19 protein-coding genes are annotated in these 16,911 nt (G+C 72.9%); 13 read left to right on the forward strand and 6 right to left on the reverse strand.

The window, feature by feature from the left end; translation table 11 throughout:
• Positions 1–102: 102 nt before the first annotated feature.
• On the reverse strand, positions 103–339 hold the full coding sequence (locus tag AC27IY_RS38930) for a DUF3072 domain-containing protein (protein WP_423450605.1): 237 nt from the start codon (positions 337–339) through the stop codon (positions 103–105).
• A gap of 453 nt (positions 340–792) precedes the next feature.
• Here AC27IY_RS38930 and AC27IY_RS38935 point away from each other — a divergent pair, with 453 nt between their 5' ends.
• Complete coding sequence (locus tag AC27IY_RS38935; RefSeq protein WP_487181059.1) at positions 793–1,155, forward strand: helix-turn-helix domain-containing protein; 363 nt, start codon at positions 793–795, stop codon at positions 1,153–1,155.
• Here the strand turns inward: AC27IY_RS38935 and AC27IY_RS38940 are convergent.
• Entirely contained in the window at positions 1,136–1,717 is a 582-nt protein-coding gene (locus AC27IY_RS38940; RefSeq protein WP_423450603.1) for a TetR/AcrR family transcriptional regulator, read from the reverse strand. The genes AC27IY_RS38935 and AC27IY_RS38940 overlap by 20 nt on opposite strands.
• A gap of 91 nt (positions 1,718–1,808) precedes the next feature.
• Here AC27IY_RS38940 and AC27IY_RS38945 point away from each other — a divergent pair, with 91 nt between their 5' ends.
• The gene (locus tag AC27IY_RS38945) at positions 1,809–2,183 is read left to right on the forward strand and encodes a DUF4267 domain-containing protein (RefSeq protein WP_364444834.1); all 375 of its coding nucleotides are present in this window, start codon (positions 1,809–1,811) and stop codon (positions 2,181–2,183) included.
• Here AC27IY_RS38945 and AC27IY_RS38950 read toward each other — a convergent pair.
• Positions 2,176–2,832 (reverse strand): TetR/AcrR family transcriptional regulator, encoded by a 657-nt coding sequence (locus AC27IY_RS38950; protein ID WP_487181060.1) that lies wholly within the window; start codon positions 2,830–2,832, stop codon positions 2,176–2,178. The two genes, AC27IY_RS38945 and AC27IY_RS38950, sit on opposite strands and share 8 nt — an antisense overlap.
• Before the next feature lie 50 nt (positions 2,833–2,882).
• Between AC27IY_RS38950 and AC27IY_RS38955 the strand changes: the two genes are divergently transcribed.
• The 5 genes from AC27IY_RS38955 (at position 2,883) to AC27IY_RS38975 (ending at position 8,036) form a co-directional block, all read left to right on the forward strand.
• Complete coding sequence (locus tag AC27IY_RS38955) at positions 2,883–3,539, forward strand: CatB-related O-acetyltransferase (RefSeq protein WP_423450601.1); 657 nt, start codon at positions 2,883–2,885, stop codon at positions 3,537–3,539.
• Positions 3,540–3,601: 62 nt separating this feature from the next.
• Positions 3,602–4,777: a macrolide family glycosyltransferase gene (locus AC27IY_RS38960; protein ID WP_487181226.1), complete on the forward strand. Its 1,176-nt coding sequence runs from the start codon at positions 3,602–3,604 to the stop codon at positions 4,775–4,777.
• A gap of 49 nt (positions 4,778–4,826) precedes the next feature.
• Positions 4,827–5,129: a hypothetical protein gene (locus AC27IY_RS38965; RefSeq protein ID WP_487181062.1), complete on the forward strand. Its 303-nt coding sequence runs from the start codon at positions 4,827–4,829 to the stop codon at positions 5,127–5,129.
• A gap of 147 nt (positions 5,130–5,276) precedes the next feature.
• Positions 5,277–6,734, forward strand: coding sequence for an MDR family MFS transporter (locus tag AC27IY_RS38970; RefSeq protein WP_344211686.1), 1,458 nt, complete (start codon positions 5,277–5,279; stop codon positions 6,732–6,734).
• A gap of 345 nt (positions 6,735–7,079) precedes the next feature.
• Positions 7,080–8,036: a cyclase family protein gene (locus AC27IY_RS38975; RefSeq protein ID WP_487181064.1), complete on the forward strand. Its 957-nt coding sequence runs from the start codon at positions 7,080–7,082 to the stop codon at positions 8,034–8,036.
• A 441-nt stretch (positions 8,037–8,477) separates the two neighbouring features.
• On the opposite strand, the gene AC27IY_RS38980 is transcribed toward AC27IY_RS38975, so the two are convergent.
• Positions 8,478–9,863, reverse strand: a complete 1,386-nt coding sequence (locus tag AC27IY_RS38980; protein WP_487181065.1) for an SRPBCC family protein — start codon at positions 9,861–9,863, stop codon at positions 8,478–8,480.
• A 49-nt stretch (positions 9,864–9,912) separates the two neighbouring features.
• Here AC27IY_RS38980 and AC27IY_RS38985 point away from each other — a divergent pair, with 49 nt between their 5' ends.
• Complete coding sequence (locus AC27IY_RS38985) at positions 9,913–10,557, forward strand: TetR/AcrR family transcriptional regulator (RefSeq protein WP_423450596.1); 645 nt, start codon at positions 9,913–9,915, stop codon at positions 10,555–10,557.
• 18 nt (positions 10,558–10,575) lie between these two features.
• Here the strand turns inward: AC27IY_RS38985 and AC27IY_RS38990 are convergent, their stop codons facing one another.
• Complete coding sequence (locus AC27IY_RS38990) at positions 10,576–10,881, reverse strand: helix-turn-helix transcriptional regulator (protein WP_487181067.1); 306 nt, start codon at positions 10,879–10,881, stop codon at positions 10,576–10,578.
• A 98-nt stretch (positions 10,882–10,979) separates the two neighbouring features.
• Positions 10,980–11,753 (reverse strand): IclR family transcriptional regulator, encoded by a 774-nt coding sequence (locus AC27IY_RS38995; protein WP_487181068.1) that lies wholly within the window; start codon positions 11,751–11,753, stop codon positions 10,980–10,982.
• A 101-nt stretch (positions 11,754–11,854) separates the two neighbouring features.
• Here AC27IY_RS38995 and AC27IY_RS39000 point away from each other — a divergent pair, with 101 nt between their 5' ends.
• The 5 genes from AC27IY_RS39000 (at position 11,855) to AC27IY_RS39020 (ending at position 16,911) form a co-directional block, all read left to right on the forward strand.
• A complete protein-coding gene (locus tag AC27IY_RS39000) occupies positions 11,855–13,009 on the forward strand; it encodes a cupin domain-containing protein (protein ID WP_364444854.1) in 1,155 nt (384 codons plus the stop codon).
• Complete coding sequence (locus AC27IY_RS39005) at positions 13,006–13,842, forward strand: fumarylacetoacetate hydrolase family protein (protein ID WP_487181069.1); 837 nt, start codon at positions 13,006–13,008, stop codon at positions 13,840–13,842. Before AC27IY_RS39000 ends, AC27IY_RS39005 begins: the two co-directional genes overlap by 4 nt.
• Complete coding sequence (locus AC27IY_RS39010) at positions 13,839–14,555, forward strand: maleylpyruvate isomerase family mycothiol-dependent enzyme (RefSeq protein ID WP_487181070.1); 717 nt, start codon at positions 13,839–13,841, stop codon at positions 14,553–14,555. Before AC27IY_RS39005 ends, AC27IY_RS39010 begins: the two co-directional genes overlap by 4 nt.
• A 29-nt stretch (positions 14,556–14,584) precedes the next feature.
• Complete coding sequence (locus AC27IY_RS39015) at positions 14,585–15,853, forward strand: FAD-dependent monooxygenase (protein ID WP_487181071.1); 1,269 nt, start codon at positions 14,585–14,587, stop codon at positions 15,851–15,853.
• A 392-nt stretch (positions 15,854–16,245) separates the two neighbouring features.
• Complete coding sequence (locus tag AC27IY_RS39020; protein ID WP_344218368.1) at positions 16,246–16,911, forward strand: hypothetical protein; 666 nt, start codon at positions 16,246–16,248, stop codon at positions 16,909–16,911.

Here is a 16,911-nt window from a genome sequence, read left to right on the forward strand (position 1 = left end):
GCCGGCGCGGATGCCGGCGCTGGACGCGAGGTTACTCTCGCGTCCGCGGAAGAACAGCGGGTGAAGCGGAGTCGTGACCTCGCCGGACACCCGGCGAGGCGCTCATGTCGTGCGACGCGGTTCCGGATCCCGGGAAGGCGCGTCGGACGCGCGCAGCCGCTCGCTGTCCTGCTGGAGCTCGTCGATCATCCGGGACGCGTCGGCCTTGCTGAGCCCTTCCGGCACCTCCTTGCCCGCCTCACGGGCGAGGGTGCGCAGGTAGGACTCCTGCGGCCCGGTCATGGGCTCGTCGCCGGTCGTCCACTCCTCCGGGTCCTTCTCCACCGGTCCGTGGCTCATGTGCTCATCTCCTCGAACGTACGTTCCCTCGGTCGAGCACACCACCATGCCCTCAGCGTCGCGGGGCAAACCCTCACGTGAAGGAGAGCAGCAGCTCGGCGCTGCGGAGCTCCTCCAGGTGGTCGCGGCCGGTCAGCAGCGGGGGGCGAATGTTCCCGGCCTCTTGCGCCGGCATCGGGACCTGGCATCGGAGCGTGCGGACTTTCGTGCACGGCGCCGCCGCGTGGGGCGTGGCCTGCCCGTCCCGGCCCAGCGGGGTCGCCGGCGTCACCATGGCCGGGTTACGCATCCCGGACCTGCGGACGATCCGGATGGTGCCGCATCCCGCCGTGACGCTGCTCGTCGGGTTCGGCGACGGGACGCCCGTCCTGGACCACGCCGCCGGGCCGCGGCCGGTCGGGAACGTCGCGCCGGGCCGGGGTTCGGCTCCGGCGGCACCGGGCGGGGTCGCCGGTGGATCCGGAGGTGGCCTGGGCCTGGCGGCGGATCGTCGCAGGCGGCGGCCTGGTCCGGGTCGAGGGGCTGGCCGGCGAGGTCGGGTGGAGCCGCAAACGCCTGTGGTCCCGGTTCCGCGCGCAGCTCGGCCTGCCGCCCAAGCGCGCCGCGAAGCTGGTCCGCTTCGACCGCGCCGCCCACCGCCTGGTGGCGGGGGAGGGCGCGGCCCGGGTGGCGGCGGAGGGCGGCTACGCCGACCAGTCGCACCTGCACCGCGAGGTCATGGCGTTCACCGGCCCGACGCCGTCGGCCCTGGCCGAGGAGCCGTTCCTGGCCGTGGACCACCTCGCCTGGCCCGGCCTCAGCCTCTCCCGGCGGTGAACCGGGCCAGCAGCAGCGCCAGCCTGCGCTCGTGCGGCTCGCGGGGCAGCCGGCCGCCGAGCGTGAGCGTCACCAGGCCGTGCAGGGCGGCCCAGTACGTCTCGGCCAGCAGGGCGAGGTCGTCGTCGGCGGCGTGCGGCCGGACGGCCTCGACGAGCTCCTGGAAGCTCGCCGCGAGCGCGGGCGGGACCTGCGGGGTGGCGAACGGCAGGTCCACGCCGCGCCGGAACATCGCGTCGTAGAGCGCGGGCCGCCGCTCGGCGAAGGCGACGTACGCCTGCCCGACCCCCTCCAGGGCGCCGGTCTCGTCGCTTGCCGCCGTACGCGCGGCACGCAGCTCGCCGGCCAGCTCGGCGAAGCCCTCCACCGCGACGGCCGCCATGATGGCGTCCTTGCCCTTGAAGTGGCTGTAGAGCACCGGCTGGCTGTACTCCACCCGGTCGGCGAGCCGCCGGGTGGTCACCGCTTCCCATCCCTCGGTCTCGGCGAGCTCACGGGCGGCCGTGATGATCAGCTTCTCGCGTTCCGCGCGTTCACGCTCCCGGCGCGACTGGATTGTCATGCTTCAGAATCTAGCATCGCTAGCCGAATTGTCGATGCTCTGCTAGCGTGATTCTTGTTCCTAGCGCTGCTAGATCCCTCTGGAGACGAAGATGCTCACCTACCTCGCTTACGGCCTGGCCGTCGTGCTCAACCTGATGATCCTGTTCATCGGCGCCCGTTTCCTGCTCGTCCCGCAGGCCGCGGCGGCCGCCTACGGCGTGCCGGCCAAAACCGACGGCGACCGGGCGTACCTGGCCGTCAAGGGGGTGCGAGACGGGGTCTGCGGCCTGATCGGCCTGGCGCTGCTGGCCTTCGCGGGGCCCACCGCCGAGGCGTGGTTCATGCTGGTCGTGGCGCTGGTGCCGTTCGGCGACACCCTGATCGTGCTGCGCAACGGCGGGACGAAGGCCGCGGCGTTCGGCATCCACTTCGCGACCGCCGTGGTCGTCCTGATCTGCGCGGCCCTGCTCTTCGCGGTCAGCTGACCGCCTCGCCGGCCCGGGTGAAGGCGCCGGCGGACGCGGCGAGGACGGCGGTCCTGGCCGCCTGGCCGGGCAGCTCGGGGTCGGGTGGCGTGCGGAGCAGCATGAGCTGGTGGTAGAGCGGCGCGGTGGCGGCGACGAGCAGCCGCCGCGCGTCGGTGTCCGGTGGCAGTTCGCCCCGCGCCACGGCGCGGGCCACGATGACCTCGCAGCGTGTGTAGCGGTCCGCCCAGAGCCGCAGCAGGCCGCGTTCGGCCTCCTCGGAGCGGAACGAGGCGGCGAGCAGGGCGGCCGCGATCGACGGCCGTGCGGTCAGCGCCTCCTGGTTCTCCTCGTTGAGCGCCGTCAGGTCGCCCAGCAGGGAGCCGGTGTCCCGGGGCTGCCAGTCGTCGTCGCCGGTGGCCGCGAGCAGATCGGCGAGCAGGCCGCCGACGTCCCGCCAGCGCCGGTACACCGTGGCGCGGTGCACGCCCGCGCGGGCCGCGACGGCGTCCAGGGTGAGTGCGTCGTAACCGCGTTCGCCCAGCTCGGCCCGCACCGCGTCGAGCACCCGGGCGCGGGTGCGGCTGGTCCGGCCGCCCGGGCGGCGGCGCACCTCAGGGGCGGGAGCGGGCGTCTCCCCGGAATCCGTTTGCCCTGCGGACGAGGTCATGACACGATCCTAATGTATAAGTTGTCGCATTAACGATGAAGGAATGGCCGATGCAACCGCTCGTCCCCGCCGACCCCGACGTCCTGCACCCCATGCCGGGGCAGCCGCGGGTGGTGCTGCTCCGGCCGCTGGTGACGTCCCCGCTGATCGAGGTGGGGGAGTTCTCGTACTATGACGACCCGGACGACCCGACCGCGTTCGAGACCCGCAACGTGCTCTACCACTACGGGCCGGAGAAGCTGGTCATCGGCAGGTTCTGCGCGCTGGGCACCGGGGTGCGGTTCATCATGAACGGCGCCAACCACCGCATGGACGGCCCCTCCACGTTCCCGTTCCCCACCATGGGCGGCTCGTGGGCCGAGCACTTCGACCTGCTCACCGGCCTGCCCGGCCGCGGTGACACGGTCGTCGGCAACGACGTCTGGTTCGGCCGGGGCGCGACGGTGCTGCCCGGCGTGCGCATCGGCCACGGCGCGATCATCGGCGCGGGCTCCGTGGTCACCTCGGACGTCCCCGACTACGGCATCGTCGGCGGCAACCCGGCCCGGCTCATCCGGGTCCGCCACAGCGACGAGGACGTGGCCCGGCTGCTCGCCGTCGCCTGGTGGGACTGGCCGGTCGAGCACATCACCCGGCACGTGCGCACGATCATGTCGGGCACCGTCGCCGAGCTCGAAGCGGTCGCGCCGGCCGTCGGCCACCCCTGACCACCCGTCGCGTACCCAGAACCGAACCGAAGGACTCCCACGTGTCCCGCGCCCACATCGCCATGATCGGCATTCCCGCCGTCAGCCACGTCCTGCCGAGCCTGGACATCATCCGCGAGCTGGCCGCCCGCGGTCACCGGGTGACCTACGCCAACGACCCCGCGGTCCGCGACCTGGTCACCGGGGCCGGCGCGGAGCTGGTGCCATGCTCGTCCACGCTGCCGGTCGCCGACAACCTCTGGCCCGACGACCCCATCGCCGCGATGAGCCTCTTCCTGGACGACGCCGTCCAGGCCCTGCCGCAGCTCCGGGCCGTCTACGACGACGACCCCGCCGACCTCTACCTGTACGACATCGGCGCCTATGCCGCCCGCGCGCTCGCCGAGGCGCAGGGCCGCCCTCTCCTGCAGCTCTCGCCGACGATCGTGGGCTGGGACGGCTACGACCAGGAGGTGGCCGCGCACCTCTGGGAGCTGCCGGGCGCCGCCGCCTACCGGGAGAGGTTCGCAGGCTGGCTGGCCGGCTGCGGCGCGACCACCACCGACGTGGACGCCTTCTCCAGCCGTCCCGAACGGGCCCTCGCCCTCATCCCGTACGCCATGCAGCCGCACGCCGACCGGGTCGATCGCCGCCGGGTGACCTTCGTCGGCCCCTGCTTCGACCTGAGCGCGGACAAGGACGCGTGGAGCCGCCCCGCGGGCGTCGCGAACGTCCTGCTGATCTCCCTCGGCTCTGCCTACACCCGCCGGCCGGAGTTCTACCGCCAGTGCCTGGCCGCCTTCGGCGACCTGCCGGGCTGGCACGTCGTCCTGCAGATCGGCCGCCACACCGACCCCGGCGAGCTGGGCGACATCCCCGCCAACGTCGAGGTCCACCCGTGGGTCCCCCAGCGGGCCATCCTGGAGCAGGCGGACGCGTTCGTCACCCACGCGGGGATGGGCGGCTGCGGCGAAGGGCTGCTGGCGGGCGTGCCCATGATCGCCGTGCCGCAGGCCGCCGAGCAGTTCCAGAACGCCGACCGGCTCGTGGAGCTCGGCGTCGCCCGCCGGATCGACACCGAGGACGCCACGGCGGAGGCCCTTCGCGCCGCCCTGCGCGAGCTCGTCTCCGACCCCGAGGTCGGCCGCCGCTCGGCGCGGCTCCAGGCCGAGGCGCGGGCCGAGGGCGGCACCACGCGGGCCGCCGACCTCATCGAAGGCATGCTGAGCCCGCGCGGCGGGTCCCCGGAGACCTTTTGACCGGCGCGCCGGAACAGCGCCGGCGGGCGGCCACGTTCCGCTCAGGCGCATGCCCGCGGGCGGGATCGGCGTCATGGTCATCACCGTCGCCGTCGTGGTCGTCACCCACAACCTGGCCGTCGGCGTCGTCGTCGGCTCGCCGGCCGCCCTGGTCGTCTTCGCCCGCAGGGTGGCGCACCTGGCCGAGGTCACCGCCGTCGTCGGCCCCGACGGCGGGCACGTCGTCCACGTCGTCCACGCCGTCGAGGCCAAGTACGCCGCCCGCGGCAAGAGCGTGCGGATCGTCGGGCTCAACCAGCCCAGCGCCCGCATGCACGGAGCCCTGTCCGGGGAGCTGACCGGCCGCCACTGACACCCCACGGTTTTGGCCGGCCGTCACCGATGAGTTCTGTCGGTGGCGGCTGTCATTCTGTGCATGACAACGAATTCCGCTTGCGCGATCGAGGGCCGCGACGCCGGCCGTGAGCACGTTCCGTCCGACGACCCTGAACGAGGTGCCGTGTCCGGCCGACAGCCCCACTCCCGAGCCAAGTCCACTGGCGGCACGCCGGCCGTGATCCGGCTCCTGGTGCTCGCCACGTTCGTGGTCGTGCTCAACGAGACCATCATGATCAACGCGATCCCCCGGCTGATGAGCGCCCTCGCCATCACCGAGCAGACCGCGCAGTGGCTCTCGACCGCCTTCATGCTCACCATGGCCGCGGTCATCCCCGCCACCGGCTGGTTCCTGCAGCGGGTCACCACCCGCCACGCCTACGCCACCGCGATGGGCCTGTTCCTGACCGGCACGGCGCTGGCCGCCGTCGCGCCGACGTTCGAGGTGCTGCTGGGCGCCCGCATCGTCCAGGCGGCGGGGACGGCCGTGATGATGCCGCTGCTGATGACCACGCTGATGCGGGTGGTCCCCGAGGAGGACCGGGGCCGGGTGATGGGCAACGTCAGCCTCGCCATGTCGGTCGCGCCCGCCATGGGGCCGGCGGTCTCCGGGGTGATCCTGCAGTTCGGTTCCTGGCGGCTGCTGTTCGCCGTGGTGCTCCCCATCGCCGCCGTCATCACCTGGGGCGGGCTGAAGCGGCTCCAGGACGTCGGGGAGACCGAGGTGAGCAGCATCGACTGGTTCAGCGTCGTCACCGCGGCGGCCGGGTTCGGCGGCCTGGTCTACGGCCTCAGCCGGTTCGAGGGCGGCGACCCCGCCTTCGCCGCAGCGATCGTGGCGGCCGGCCTGGTCACCATCGCCGTCTTCGTCTTCCGCCAGCTGTGGCTGCAGAAGCACGGCGTGCCGCTGCTGGACCTGCGCACCCTGCGCCAGCGCACCTACACCGTCGCGCTGATCCTGATGTCGATCGCCTTCATGGCGATGCTCGGCTCCATGATCCTGCTGCCCCTCTATCTGCAGAGCCTGCGCGGGCTCAACGCCCTGGAGACCGGGCTGCTGGTGATGCCGGGCGGGCTCGCGATGGGGCTGCTCGGGCCGACCGTCGGGCGGCTGTTCGACCGGTTCGGCGGCCGGGTGCTGGTCGTCCCGGGCGCGGTCGGGATCATGCTCACGCTCGCCGGGCTCACCCAGGTGTCGATGACCACGCCCTACTGGCAGATCCTCGGCCTGCACGCGCTGCTCATGGTCAGCCTGGCCGCCACCTTCACCCCCGTGTTCACCCTCGCGCTCGGGGCGGTGCCGCCGCGGCTCTACTCCCACGGCAGCTCGATCCTCAGCACGCTGCAGCAGGTCGCGGCGGCGTTCGGCACCGCGCTGGTGATCACCGTCATGAGCGCGCGGGCCGGCTCGCTTCGGGAGGCGGGGGTCCCCGAGGCGCTGGCCCAACTCGACGGCATGCGGCTGGCGTTCGTCATCGGCGCGGTGCTGTCGGTGGCCGTCGTGGGCACCGCCCTGCTGCTTCCCGCTCGGACGGGCGACGCGGAGGGCTCCGAGGAAGCCCGGCCGGTGCACGCGGTGTGAGGGGTGACCCAGGAGGAGGCCGGGAGGCCCGGTCAGCGGCCTGGGGGGTTCGACTCGCACCAGGTGAACAGGTCACGGACGTGCAGCGGCTCGGGGTGGGGCTCGGGTCCGGGGTCGGGTGGGTCTGCTGGCTCGGGCGGATCCTGTGGCTTGGGTGCGGGGGGTGGGGCGTCGGTGGTGGGCAGTGGGTCGTCGTGCATGACCTCCACGATGGCGGGCCACGGAGATCGGGCGCAGCCGTACGGTCACATCTCGCGCGGGTCAGACCGATCCCTCGCAGTTGGTGAGGCGGGATGACCTGCCCGCCGTGCTTCGAACCGCGTGACTGAAGGAGTCGATGCTGGGATGACGGCAGAGCGAACGATGCCTACGCAGGACGACGTGCTCGGATACTTCGACACCCTGTCGAACTGGGGCCGGTGGGGCGACGACGACGAGCGCGGCACTCTGAACCACATCACCGACGACGTCCGGCTGGCGGCGGCGCGGGCCGTTCGTCACGGCAGGAGCGTGTCGTGTGCCTGGGAGGTCGCCGTACCGGAAGAGATGGAGCGGTCGACGACGGCGTGCCCGTGCGCCGCCGACATGCCGGGCGCCGAGAACATGCCATCGCCCACGTTCCGCAACGACCGGCACTGGGGCTTCTCGTCGGAGCGGCTCGGCCTCACCTTCCACGGCAACACCGTCACCCACCTCGACTCGCCGTGCCACATCTTCTGGGATGGCGCGATGTACAACGGGCGGTCGCACGAGCTGGTCGACGCCGCGACGGGATCGGCGTGGGCGTCCGTCACGGCGACGGCGAACGGGATCGTCACGCGCGGGGTCCTGCTGGACGTCGCGAGCGTGCGGGACGTGCCGTGGCTGGAGCCGGGGGAGGGCGTGTTCCCCGACGATCTCGAGGAGGCCGAGCGTCGTCAGGGTGTGCGGGTGCGATCCGGCGACGCGGTGCTCCTGCGGACCGGCTACGGCCGCCACCGGCACGAGAGCGGTCCGGCCGGCGGTTTCACGCAGGCCGGGTGGCACGCGTCCTGCCTGCCGTGGCTGCATGAACGGGAGGTCGCGCTGATCGGCGCCGACACGCCCCAGGACGTTCAGCCGTCGGGGTACGAAGGCGTGCTCATGCCGGTTCACGCCGTGAGCCTCGTCGCGATGGGGCTGTGGATGCTCGACAACTGCGACCTGGAGGCGTGTGCGAGCGCGGCCGCCGAGCTCGGCCAGTGGGACTTCCAGCTCGCGGTCGCGCCGGTCCGCTTCGCCGGCACGTCCGGCAGCCCGGTCAACCCGATCGCCACCTTCTGACCGGGTTCAACAGGGCGGATCACGGCGGCTTGGCCGGACCACGGCCGAGTGTGGACGGGAATCGGCCGGGAGGTCGGGCGAGAACCGCAGCCGCTACCGATGCCGGTACGGGCGCGGTTGTCGCGTGCCGTCGTGACCCGCTGTCTTCACCGGCTGCTCTCGCCGGCTGCTCTCACTGGGGATGGATCACCACCACCAGCCACCCCAGTCGTCCCCTCCCCAGGGGCCGCCCCACCACCGTCTGCGGTAGCGGCAGCGACGACCGCACCAACGGCGGCGGCGGCAGCAGCCTCCGCCTTCGCGGAACCCATATCCGGCCATGGTTCCTCCCTCTGACGGTCTGATCCCTTCAACACGACGCTAGCTTGCAAATAGGGACGAAATATCGCATATAGGGCGATTTCGCGGTCGTTTGACAGGGATTTGGAGAGGGGCGCTCCGTCACAGCCACCGGAAGGCGACCTGGTGCTCCCGCTCGAAGCGGCGCCGGGCGAGGGCGAGGAGAACGCGGGCGATGGGGCCGCCGCCCCAGGTAAGGGCCGCGCCCGTCATCGAGCCGCCGCCAGGAGCGGGGGCCGTCCGGCCGGGGCCGCCGCCAGGAGCGGGGACTGCCCTACCGGAGCCGTTGCGGTTGAGCGCGGCGCGGGCGATGGGGCCGGTGTGGGCGAGGACGTGGCCGAGTTCGTCGCGCGGTGTGTCGTGGGCGAGCCAGGGCAGGACGAGCGAGGGCAGGGCGGGTCGGGGGAGGGTGACGGTGGGGCCGAGTCGGCCGAGTGCCTGCCATGCCGCCTGCTCGGCCTCCTGCCACGAGGCCACCGACAGGTGTCGCTGGACGAGTGGCAGGACGGTGCTCTCCTCGTACGCCAGCAATTCCACCAGCGCGTCACGAAGGCCGGCGACCTCGGCGGCGAGTCGCTCCCGGATCCCGGCCCCGGGGATCGGCTCGGAGGTGAGGGCGCGGAAGGCCGCGGTGCAGGCGTCGATCATCGGGGTCAGGTGGTCGCGTTCGGTCCGCGCGCGTTCCGCCGCTTCGCGGGCCGCCGGGTCGCCGGCGGCGTCGGCACGTTCCAGCAGGAGCGGCAGGACGGCGTCGGCCCCGGCCGTACGGTGGCTCAGGACGGCCGCGCAGACGTGCCAGCGCCGGGCCAGCGCCGCCCAAGCCTCGGCGTCCCCGGGCGGCGTGGCGGGCACGGCGCGCGCCAGCAGGTCGAGGTCCCGGCGGAGGGCGCAGTGGAGGGCGTACACGCCGGTGAGGTCGATGGGACCCTCGGCCGTGTGCGTCTGGCCGAGCCGGGCCTGCCGGGCGTGGGTGCGTCCCTCGACGGCGTCGGCGAGGCGGTCCAGTGAGCGCGCCATGTCCGGCCGCCGGTCCCGGTGCGGGGGGATGAGGAGCGTCGCGAGCCGCTCCTGGCCGGGCGTCAGGTGGGCCACCATCTCGTACGCGTGCGTCACCCGCGTCCCGCCCGGCGCCGGTTCGAGGCGGAAGGTCCACACCGTCGAGTCGGCCACCTTGGCGTCCGGCAGCGTACGGAAGGAGAACTCGCGCCCGGGTTCGGCCACGACGACCTCGCACTGCCGGGTCCAGCGCAGCAGCGCGAAGCGGTTGACCCCGGCGAAGCGGGCGCCGGCGCGGGCCGTGCGTACGTCGCCGGCCCACGTGCAGCGCCGGGTCTCGGGGCTCCACTCGGGGGTGCGCGTGATGTCGGAGACCCAGTGGTAGAGCCGCAGGGGATCGGCGGCGATGACCCGCGACACGCTTCCCTCCCCCCTCATGGGGGAGGTGCCGGCGTCGGAGGGGCGGCGGCGTTCGGCCGAGGTCGCGGTCATCGCGGCTCCTTGGTAGTGTTTATCCCAGCCGAGCTGGATTGGATACAAGATGACTGTAGCCAAAAACCGTGAGCCGTCAAGAAGGTACCGATCGCCGCTCAGGGAGGAGCAGGCCCGGCGGACGCGTACGGCGGTGATCGACGCGGCCACCGGGTGCTTCGTCGAGACGGGCTACGTCGCGACCACGATGAAGGACATCGCGGCGCGGGCCGGCGTCTCGGTGGAGACGGTCTACGCCCAGGGCAACAAGGCGTCGCTGCTGCTCAAGGTGGTGGACCGAGCGCTGGCGGGCGACGAGGGACCGGAGACGGTGCTGGAGCGGCCGGGCATGCGCGGCGTCCTGGAGGCGTCCGACCCCCGCGAGGTCCTGCGGCGGCTGCGGGAGATCCTCGTCGCGGGCATCCCGTACGCGCTGCCGGTCATGCACGCCTTCCAGACCGCGGCCGCCGCCGACCCCGAGATCGCGGAGGTGTTCGCGACCTACGAGGAGCGCCGCCTGACCGACATGACCGCCATCGCCGAGGCCCTGGCCCCCGGCCTGCGGCCCGGCGTCACCGTGGCGGAGGCGGCGGACGTCGTCTGGGCGCTGTTCACCACCACCGCGATCCGGGCGCTCGTCGTGGACCGCGACTGGGGCGTGGAGCGGTGGGCCTCCTGGGTGACCGACGTGCTGGAGCGCACCTTGCTGGACTGAACTGCTGGACTGAAGCGGTCAGGCGTCCATGGCCGGGCGGCGGTCGGCGTAGCGGCCCGGCGTGCAGCCGTACTTCTTGGTGAAGGCCGAGATGAACGCCGACGGGCTGGAGTAGTCCACGCGGTGCGCCACCTCGGCGACCGGCCGGGTCTCCAGCAGCACCCGAGAGGTGCTGAGCCGCAGCTTGGTCCGCACCTTCGAGTACGGCATCCCGAACTCCCGCTCGAAGTCGCGCTGCAACGTCTTGACGCTGATGTGCAGCCGTTCGGCCCACTCGGCGAGCCCGGCCATGATGCGGGCGCCCGCGGCGAGCGCGCTGAGCACGCGCGCCGCCCGGCTTGAGCTGCCCTCGTGCCGGTCTGCCCCTGCGCCGGGCCGCCCCCGCCCCGCGCGAGCTGCCCCGGCGTGAGCCGCGAAGGGCGTCAGGATGTGGGGTGGCTTGTGCGCATCTCGTGTTCGATGTCTCGGGCGGTCACCGACAGGGCGCCCACCAGCTCCGGCAGCCGGTTGCGGGAGAAGCGGCTGGTGGGCATCGACACCGACAGGGCCGCCTGGGCGTGGCCGTCGGGGCCGCGTACGGCCCGGCCGACGGCGGTGACGCCCGACTCGGTCTTGCCGGCGTTGATGGCGAAGCCCCGCTCGCGGACGTTGCGCAGCTCGCGGCGGAGCGCCGTCAGGTTGGGCCGCTGGTCGAGCCGGTCGGCCCACTTGTCCTCGTCGTAGAGCCCGTCGAGCCGCTCCTGCGGCAGGTCGGCGAGCAGGACCTTGCCGCCCGAGGCCAGGTGGGCGGGGAAGACCATGCCCTCGCGGTTGCCGACCCGCAGCGCCTGCGTGCACTCGACGGAGCCGATGAAGCGTACGTGGTCGCCGGAGAGTATCTGCAGGTTCGCGCTCTCCTGGACCCTTTCGACCAGGGCGGCGAGGTGCGGCATGGCGACCGCGCGGAGCAGCGCGGTGTGCGACTGGGAGCGGCCGCCCAGCGAGAGCACCGGCCCGGCGGCGTACTGGTGGTCCTCGCGGCGGACCGCGAAGTCGCGGTAGACGAGCATGGCGAGCAGCCGGTGCGCGGTGGAGGGCGCCACCCCGAGCCGCCGCGCCGCCTCGCCCACCCCGAACGGGCCCTCGACCTGGAGCATGACCGCGAGCTGCAGCGCGTGATCGACGCTGCGGACCAGATAGTTGGGAGGATTCTTCACAGCAGAATCTCCTATTCTTTACCGCTCCCTACGATACAAGCTGGAGACCCGCGGGAGCGGCGGCGTGCCGTCGCGTCGTCCCGCGCCCGAGGACGCTAGGAGTGGACATGACCGAGATCGCGAACTCCCCGGTTCGCCTCACCGCGGTCGACTCTCCGGATCAGCCGACGCCGTCGGCGGCCCTGGAGGAGCTGTACCGCGGCTTCGAGAAGGAGCTGCTGGTCCCGCTGTGGACCGAGATCGGCGACCTGATGCCGGTGCACCCGAGGAGCAAGGCGGTCCCGCACCTGTGGCGGTGGGAGAACCTGGTGGCGCTGGCCGGCGAGGCCGGGCACCTGGTGCCGGTCGGCAGGGGAGGGGAGCGGCGGGCGATCGCGCTCGCCAACCCGGCGCTCGGCGGCCGGCCGTTCGCGACGCCGACGCTGTGGGCGGCGATCCAGTATCTGATGCCGGGCGAGGACGCCCCCGAGCACCGCCACACCCAGCACGCCTTCCGTTTCGTGGTCGAGGGCGAGGGCGTCTGGACGGTCGTCGGCGGCGACCCGGTGCCGATGCGCCGCGGCGACTTCCTGCCCCAGGGCGGCTGGAACTGGCACGCCCACCACAACGCCGCCGACCGGCCCATGGCCTGGATCGACGGCCTGGACATCCCGTTCCAGTACGTCACCGAGTCCCAGTTCTTCGAGTTCGGCCGGGATCGGATCAGCGACGCCGAGCGCACCACGCCCGAGCGGTCCCGTTCCGAGCGGCTGTGGGGGCACCCGGGCCTGCGGCCGGTGTCCGCGCCCGGCGCGCGGACCTCCTCCCCGCTGCTGGCCTACCGGTGGGCCGACACCGACCGCGCCCTCGCCGACCAGCTCGCGCTGGAGGCCGAGGGGCACGCCGGCACGGTCGAGCCCGGCCACGCCGCCGTCCGTTACACCAACCCCACCACCGGCGGCGACGTGCTGCCCACCATCCGGGTCGAGATGCACCGCGTGCGCGCCGGCGCAGAGACCGCGCCCCGCCGGGAGACCGGATCCTCGGTCTACCAGGTCTTCGACGGCAGCGGCCGGATCACCGTCGGCGACCGGTCGTGGTCGGTGACCCGTGGCGACCTGTTCGTCGTGCCGTCCTGGACGCCGTTCTCGGCGCGCTCCGAGGCGTCGGCGTCCGACTCCGACTCCGGCTCGCTCGACCTCTTCCGGTTCAGCGACAGCCCGATCTTCGAGGCGCTGCGCCTCGACCGCTCCGACGTGGAAAGGCCGCAGGCATGAGGCTCGCCACCATCCGTACCTCCCAGGGGGACACCCGCGCCGTGCGGGTCGAGGGGGAGACCCTGGTCGACCTGGGCCTCGCCGACGTCGGCGAGCTGCTGGCCCAGTCCGACTGGGCCGAGCGCGCCGCCCGCGCGGGCGAGCCGGTGGCCGCGTCCGGGTTCGCGCCCGTCGTGCCGAACCCCGGCAAGATCGTCTGCGTGGGGCTCAACTACCGCAACCACATCCTGGAGATGGGCCGGGAGCTGCCGCGGCACCCGACGTTGTTCGCCAAGTATCCCGAGGCGCTGGTCGGCGCGTACGACGAGATCCGGCTCCCGCCGGAGTCGGACCAGGTGGACTGGGAGGCCGAGCTGGCGGTCGTCATCGGGGCGCGGGTGCGGCGCGCGGACGAGGCCGGGGCCGCCGCGGCCATCGCCGGGTTCGCCGTGCTCAACGACGTCACGATGCGCGACTGGCAGTACCGCTCGCCGATGTGGCTGCAGGGCAAGACCTGGGAGGCCAGCACGCCGTTCGGTCCTTATCTGGTCACGCCGGACGAGCTGGAGGGCGGCGTACGGCCCTCGCTCACGCTGACCGGCTGGGTGGACGGCGAGCAGGTGCAGCAGGCCGACACCGCCGACCTCGTGTTCGACCCGGTGGACCTGGTCCGCTACGTCTCCACGATCCTCACGCTCAACCCCGGCGACGTCATCGCCTCCGGCACGCCGGGCGGCGTCGGCCACGCCCGCAAGCCCGCCCGCTACCTCGCCGACGGCAGCGTCCTCGCCACCGAGATCACCGGCCTCGGCCGCTCCGAGGTCAAGGCCGTCGCCGAGGCGGTCGCGCGATGACCGGCGACCGCGGCCGCGCCGACAGCCTGCGCTGGACGGCCGAGGGCAGCACGATCTTCTTCGACGCCCTGGCCGGGCTGCCGGACGAGCACCTGGACGAGCCGACCGCGCTGCCGGGCTGGAGCGGCAGGCACCTGCTCGCGCACGTGGCCGCGAACGCCGACGCCCTGGCCAACCTGGTGCACTGGGCGCGCACCGGCGAGGAGCGCCCCATGTACTCCTCGCCGGAGCAGCGTGACGCCGACATCGCGGCGGGTGCGGCCAGGCCCGTCGCCGAGCTGCGCGAGTGGGCGGCACGGGCCGCCGACGACCTCGGCGCGCGCCTCGCCGAGCTGGACGAGCGGCAGTGGAAGGAGCACGTCCGCACCGCGCAGGGCCGTACGGTCACCGCCGAGGAGATCCCCTGGATGCGCGCCCGCGAGGTCATGGTGCACGCCGTGGACCTCGGCGCGGGGGTGACGTTCGACGACCTGCCCGCGGACTTCCTCGCGGCGCTGGTCGGCGACATCGCCGCCAAGCGCGCCGCCGCCCCCGGCCCGGCGCTCACGCTCACGGCCACCGGCGGCGGAACGTGGTCGATCCCCGGCTTCGGGCCGGCCGTTCCGCTCACCGGGACCCTCGCGGGCCTGGCCGCCTATCTCTCCGGCCGGGGCTCGGGCGGCGTGACCGGTGAGGCGGGCGGCCCGCCACCCGAACTGCCGCGCTGGCTCTAGCCGCGAACCTGAAGAGGAAAGGAACGGACATGGTCGGACACGGCCGCGAGGTCGACGTCGTCGTGGTGGGCGGGGGCATCGGCGGCCTGGCCAACGCCCTGGCGCTGACGCGGAAGGGCCTGCGGGTCCGGGTGCTCGAACAGGCCCACGAGTTCGGCGAGGTCGGCGCGGGCCTGCAGATCGCGCCCAACTGCACGCGCATCCTCGACCGGTGGGGGCTGCTCGACGAGGTCACGTCGCTCGGCGTGCTCCCCGAGAGCATCGTCATGCGCGACGCCATCGACGGCGAGGTCCTGACCCGGCTCGACCTGCGGGATGTGGAGCGGCGCTACGGCTTCCCCTACCTGGTGATCCACCGCAGCGACCTGCACGGCACGCTGCTGCGGGCCTGCCGCCGGGCCGGGGTGGACCTCGTCAACGACGTCACGGTCACCGGGTACGAGCAGGCCGCGGACGGAGCGGTCGCCGTGCACGCGGGAGGGCGCGAGCGGGGCGCGGTCGTCCTCGCCGCCGACGGGCTCCGCTCCGTGGCCCGCCGCCTGCTGAGCGACGACGAGCCGGTCAGCTCCGCCTACGTCGCCTACCGGGGCGCGGTGCCGTTCGAGCAGGTCGCCCGGCTCGACGTGCAGCCGAAGGACGTGGTCGTGCACGTCGGCCCGCGCTGCCACTTCGTCCAGTACGCGCTGCGCCACGGCGAGATGTTCAACCAGGTCGCGGTCTTCGAGTCGCCGAAGGCGCTGGCCGGCGAGGAGGACTGGGGCACGCCCGACGAGCTGGACGCGGCGTTCACGGCCACCAGCGAGCAGGTGCGGGCCGGGCTGCCGCTGATGTGGCGTGACCGCTGGTGGCGGATGTTCGACCGCGAACCGATCGACGACTGGGTACGGGGCCGCGTCGCCCTCACCGGCGACGCCGCGCACCCGCCGCTGCAGTACCTCGCGCAGGGCGCGGTCATGGCCATCGAGGACGCGTGGGTGCTGTCCGAGCACGTGGCCCGCCTGACCGGCCCTGCCGGTGGCACGGCCGGTGGCACGGCGGGCGTGGACTGGGACGGCGCGCTGGCGGCCTACAACGCCGTCCGTCCCCTGCACTGCCGCCGGGTGCTGACCACGGCCCGCGCCTGGGGCAGGCTCTGGCACCACGACGGGGAGCGGCGGGAGTGGCGCAACGCGGTGCTCCGCGAGCGCGACGTCCACGACTACGCGTACGTGGACTGGCTCTTCGGGCCGACGGCGCTCACGCCCGGCGAGCTGCCGCCGATGTTTCCCGGGTACGACGGCGAGCCGGCCCTGGCGTGATTGCGGTCCGCCGTAACGGTGGTTTCGGGTCCGATCGGCCGAAGATTTCGGGAGCGCTCCCAAAGCCTCTGGGCTCCGCTTCACCTGCGTTTATGTAGTCTTCGTCCTCCGGACGCCTGTCTGGAAGGCGACGGCCGCCCATCGACGGCCTTTTCGCGCGGGGTCTTGACATCGCAGGCAGACGATTTACTCAAAACTTTGACCACCCTTTTGGGCGTACCGCTCAGCAGGCTTTGAGCTGGTCTTTTGCTGTCGTCTCACAAGCAGTCAGTATCGATGCAAATTCCGGCGAGTCCCTAATTTCATATTGAGACCGGCTCCGTGGGGAGGGATGTCATACTGCGCTGGGAGCGCTCCCGCCGACCCGTCCCCGACCTCCGAGGGCCCGGTACGTGAATCATCCCGACCCCCCGCTCGACACCCGCCGCCCATGGGCCGCGCACATCTGGTGGATCGCCCTGGCCGCCGGCGCCGCCGGCTTCGCCTTCGTCTGGCTGGCCACCCCGCACACCCGCGACATCGAGGCCGCCTGGCAACTGGCCGCCAAACTGCTCGCCTTCGCCTGCCTGTGCTGCGCGATCGCGTTCTTCCCGTGGGTGTCGCCGCGGCTGCACTGGCTGCTGTACGTCCCGTTCGTCGTCCTGACCGGCTATCTCGTCCCGCGCATCAGCTGGTTCTACTACGGCGACGGCGCCCGCGCCCACGGCGACTCCTTCTACACCCACCTCTATCTGCTGCTCTATCCGGGCATCGTGCTCTCCGTCGCCGCCGCCTACCGGATCGGCGGCGGCTCGCCGGGCCGCTGCCTGAAGATCATGGCCACCGGCGTGCTGATCGTCTTCTCCGGCTTCCTCGACGTCATGTGGCAGGTGGTCAACCCGGTCACGATCCCCGAGACCATCGACGCCCCGCACATCAACCTGTTCACCGGCGGGCCGATCTCGTTCGGCGCGGCGATCTGGTTCACGCTCGCGCACGTCCCGATCATCGCCGGGATCAACCTGCTGCCCCTCGACCGCTGGATCGAGCGCCTGACCGGCGCCGCCCCGAGGAGGTGA

Source organism: Nonomuraea sp. B208 (genome assembly GCF_057536035.1).

What these genes read in the sequence shown, in the direction of transcription:
- AC27IY_RS38930 (WP_423450605.1), bottom strand. Translation starts at nt 339, where the DNA reads ATGAGCCACGGACCGGTGGAGAAGGACCCGGAGGAGTGGACGACCGGC.
- AC27IY_RS38940 (WP_423450603.1), bottom strand. Translation starts at nt 1,717, where the DNA reads ATGACAATCCAGTCGCGCCGGGAGCGTGAACGCGCGGAACGCGAGAAG.
- AC27IY_RS38945 (WP_364444834.1), top strand. Translation starts at nt 1,809, where the DNA reads ATGCTCACCTACCTCGCTTACGGCCTGGCCGTCGTGCTCAACCTGATG.
- AC27IY_RS38950 (WP_487181060.1), bottom strand. Translation starts at nt 2,832, where the DNA reads ATGACCTCGTCCGCAGGGCAAACGGATTCCGGGGAGACGCCCGCTCCC.
- AC27IY_RS38955 (WP_423450601.1), top strand. Translation starts at nt 2,883, where the DNA reads ATGCAACCGCTCGTCCCCGCCGACCCCGACGTCCTGCACCCCATGCCG.
- AC27IY_RS38960 (WP_487181226.1), top strand. Translation starts at nt 3,602, where the DNA reads ATGATCGGCATTCCCGCCGTCAGCCACGTCCTGCCGAGCCTGGACATC.
- AC27IY_RS38965 (WP_487181062.1), top strand. Translation starts at nt 4,827, where the DNA reads ATGCCCGCGGGCGGGATCGGCGTCATGGTCATCACCGTCGCCGTCGTG.
- AC27IY_RS38975 (WP_487181064.1), top strand. Translation starts at nt 7,080, where the DNA reads ATGACGGCAGAGCGAACGATGCCTACGCAGGACGACGTGCTCGGATAC.
- AC27IY_RS38980 (WP_487181065.1), bottom strand. Translation starts at nt 9,863, where the DNA reads ATGACCGCGACCTCGGCCGAACGCCGCCGCCCCTCCGACGCCGGCACC.
- AC27IY_RS38985 (WP_423450596.1), top strand. Translation starts at nt 9,913, where the DNA reads ATGACTGTAGCCAAAAACCGTGAGCCGTCAAGAAGGTACCGATCGCCG.
- AC27IY_RS39005 (WP_487181069.1), top strand. Translation starts at nt 13,006, where the DNA reads ATGAGGCTCGCCACCATCCGTACCTCCCAGGGGGACACCCGCGCCGTG.
- AC27IY_RS39010 (WP_487181070.1), top strand. Translation starts at nt 13,839, where the DNA reads ATGACCGGCGACCGCGGCCGCGCCGACAGCCTGCGCTGGACGGCCGAG.
- AC27IY_RS39015 (WP_487181071.1), top strand. Translation starts at nt 14,585, where the DNA reads ATGGTCGGACACGGCCGCGAGGTCGACGTCGTCGTGGTGGGCGGGGGC.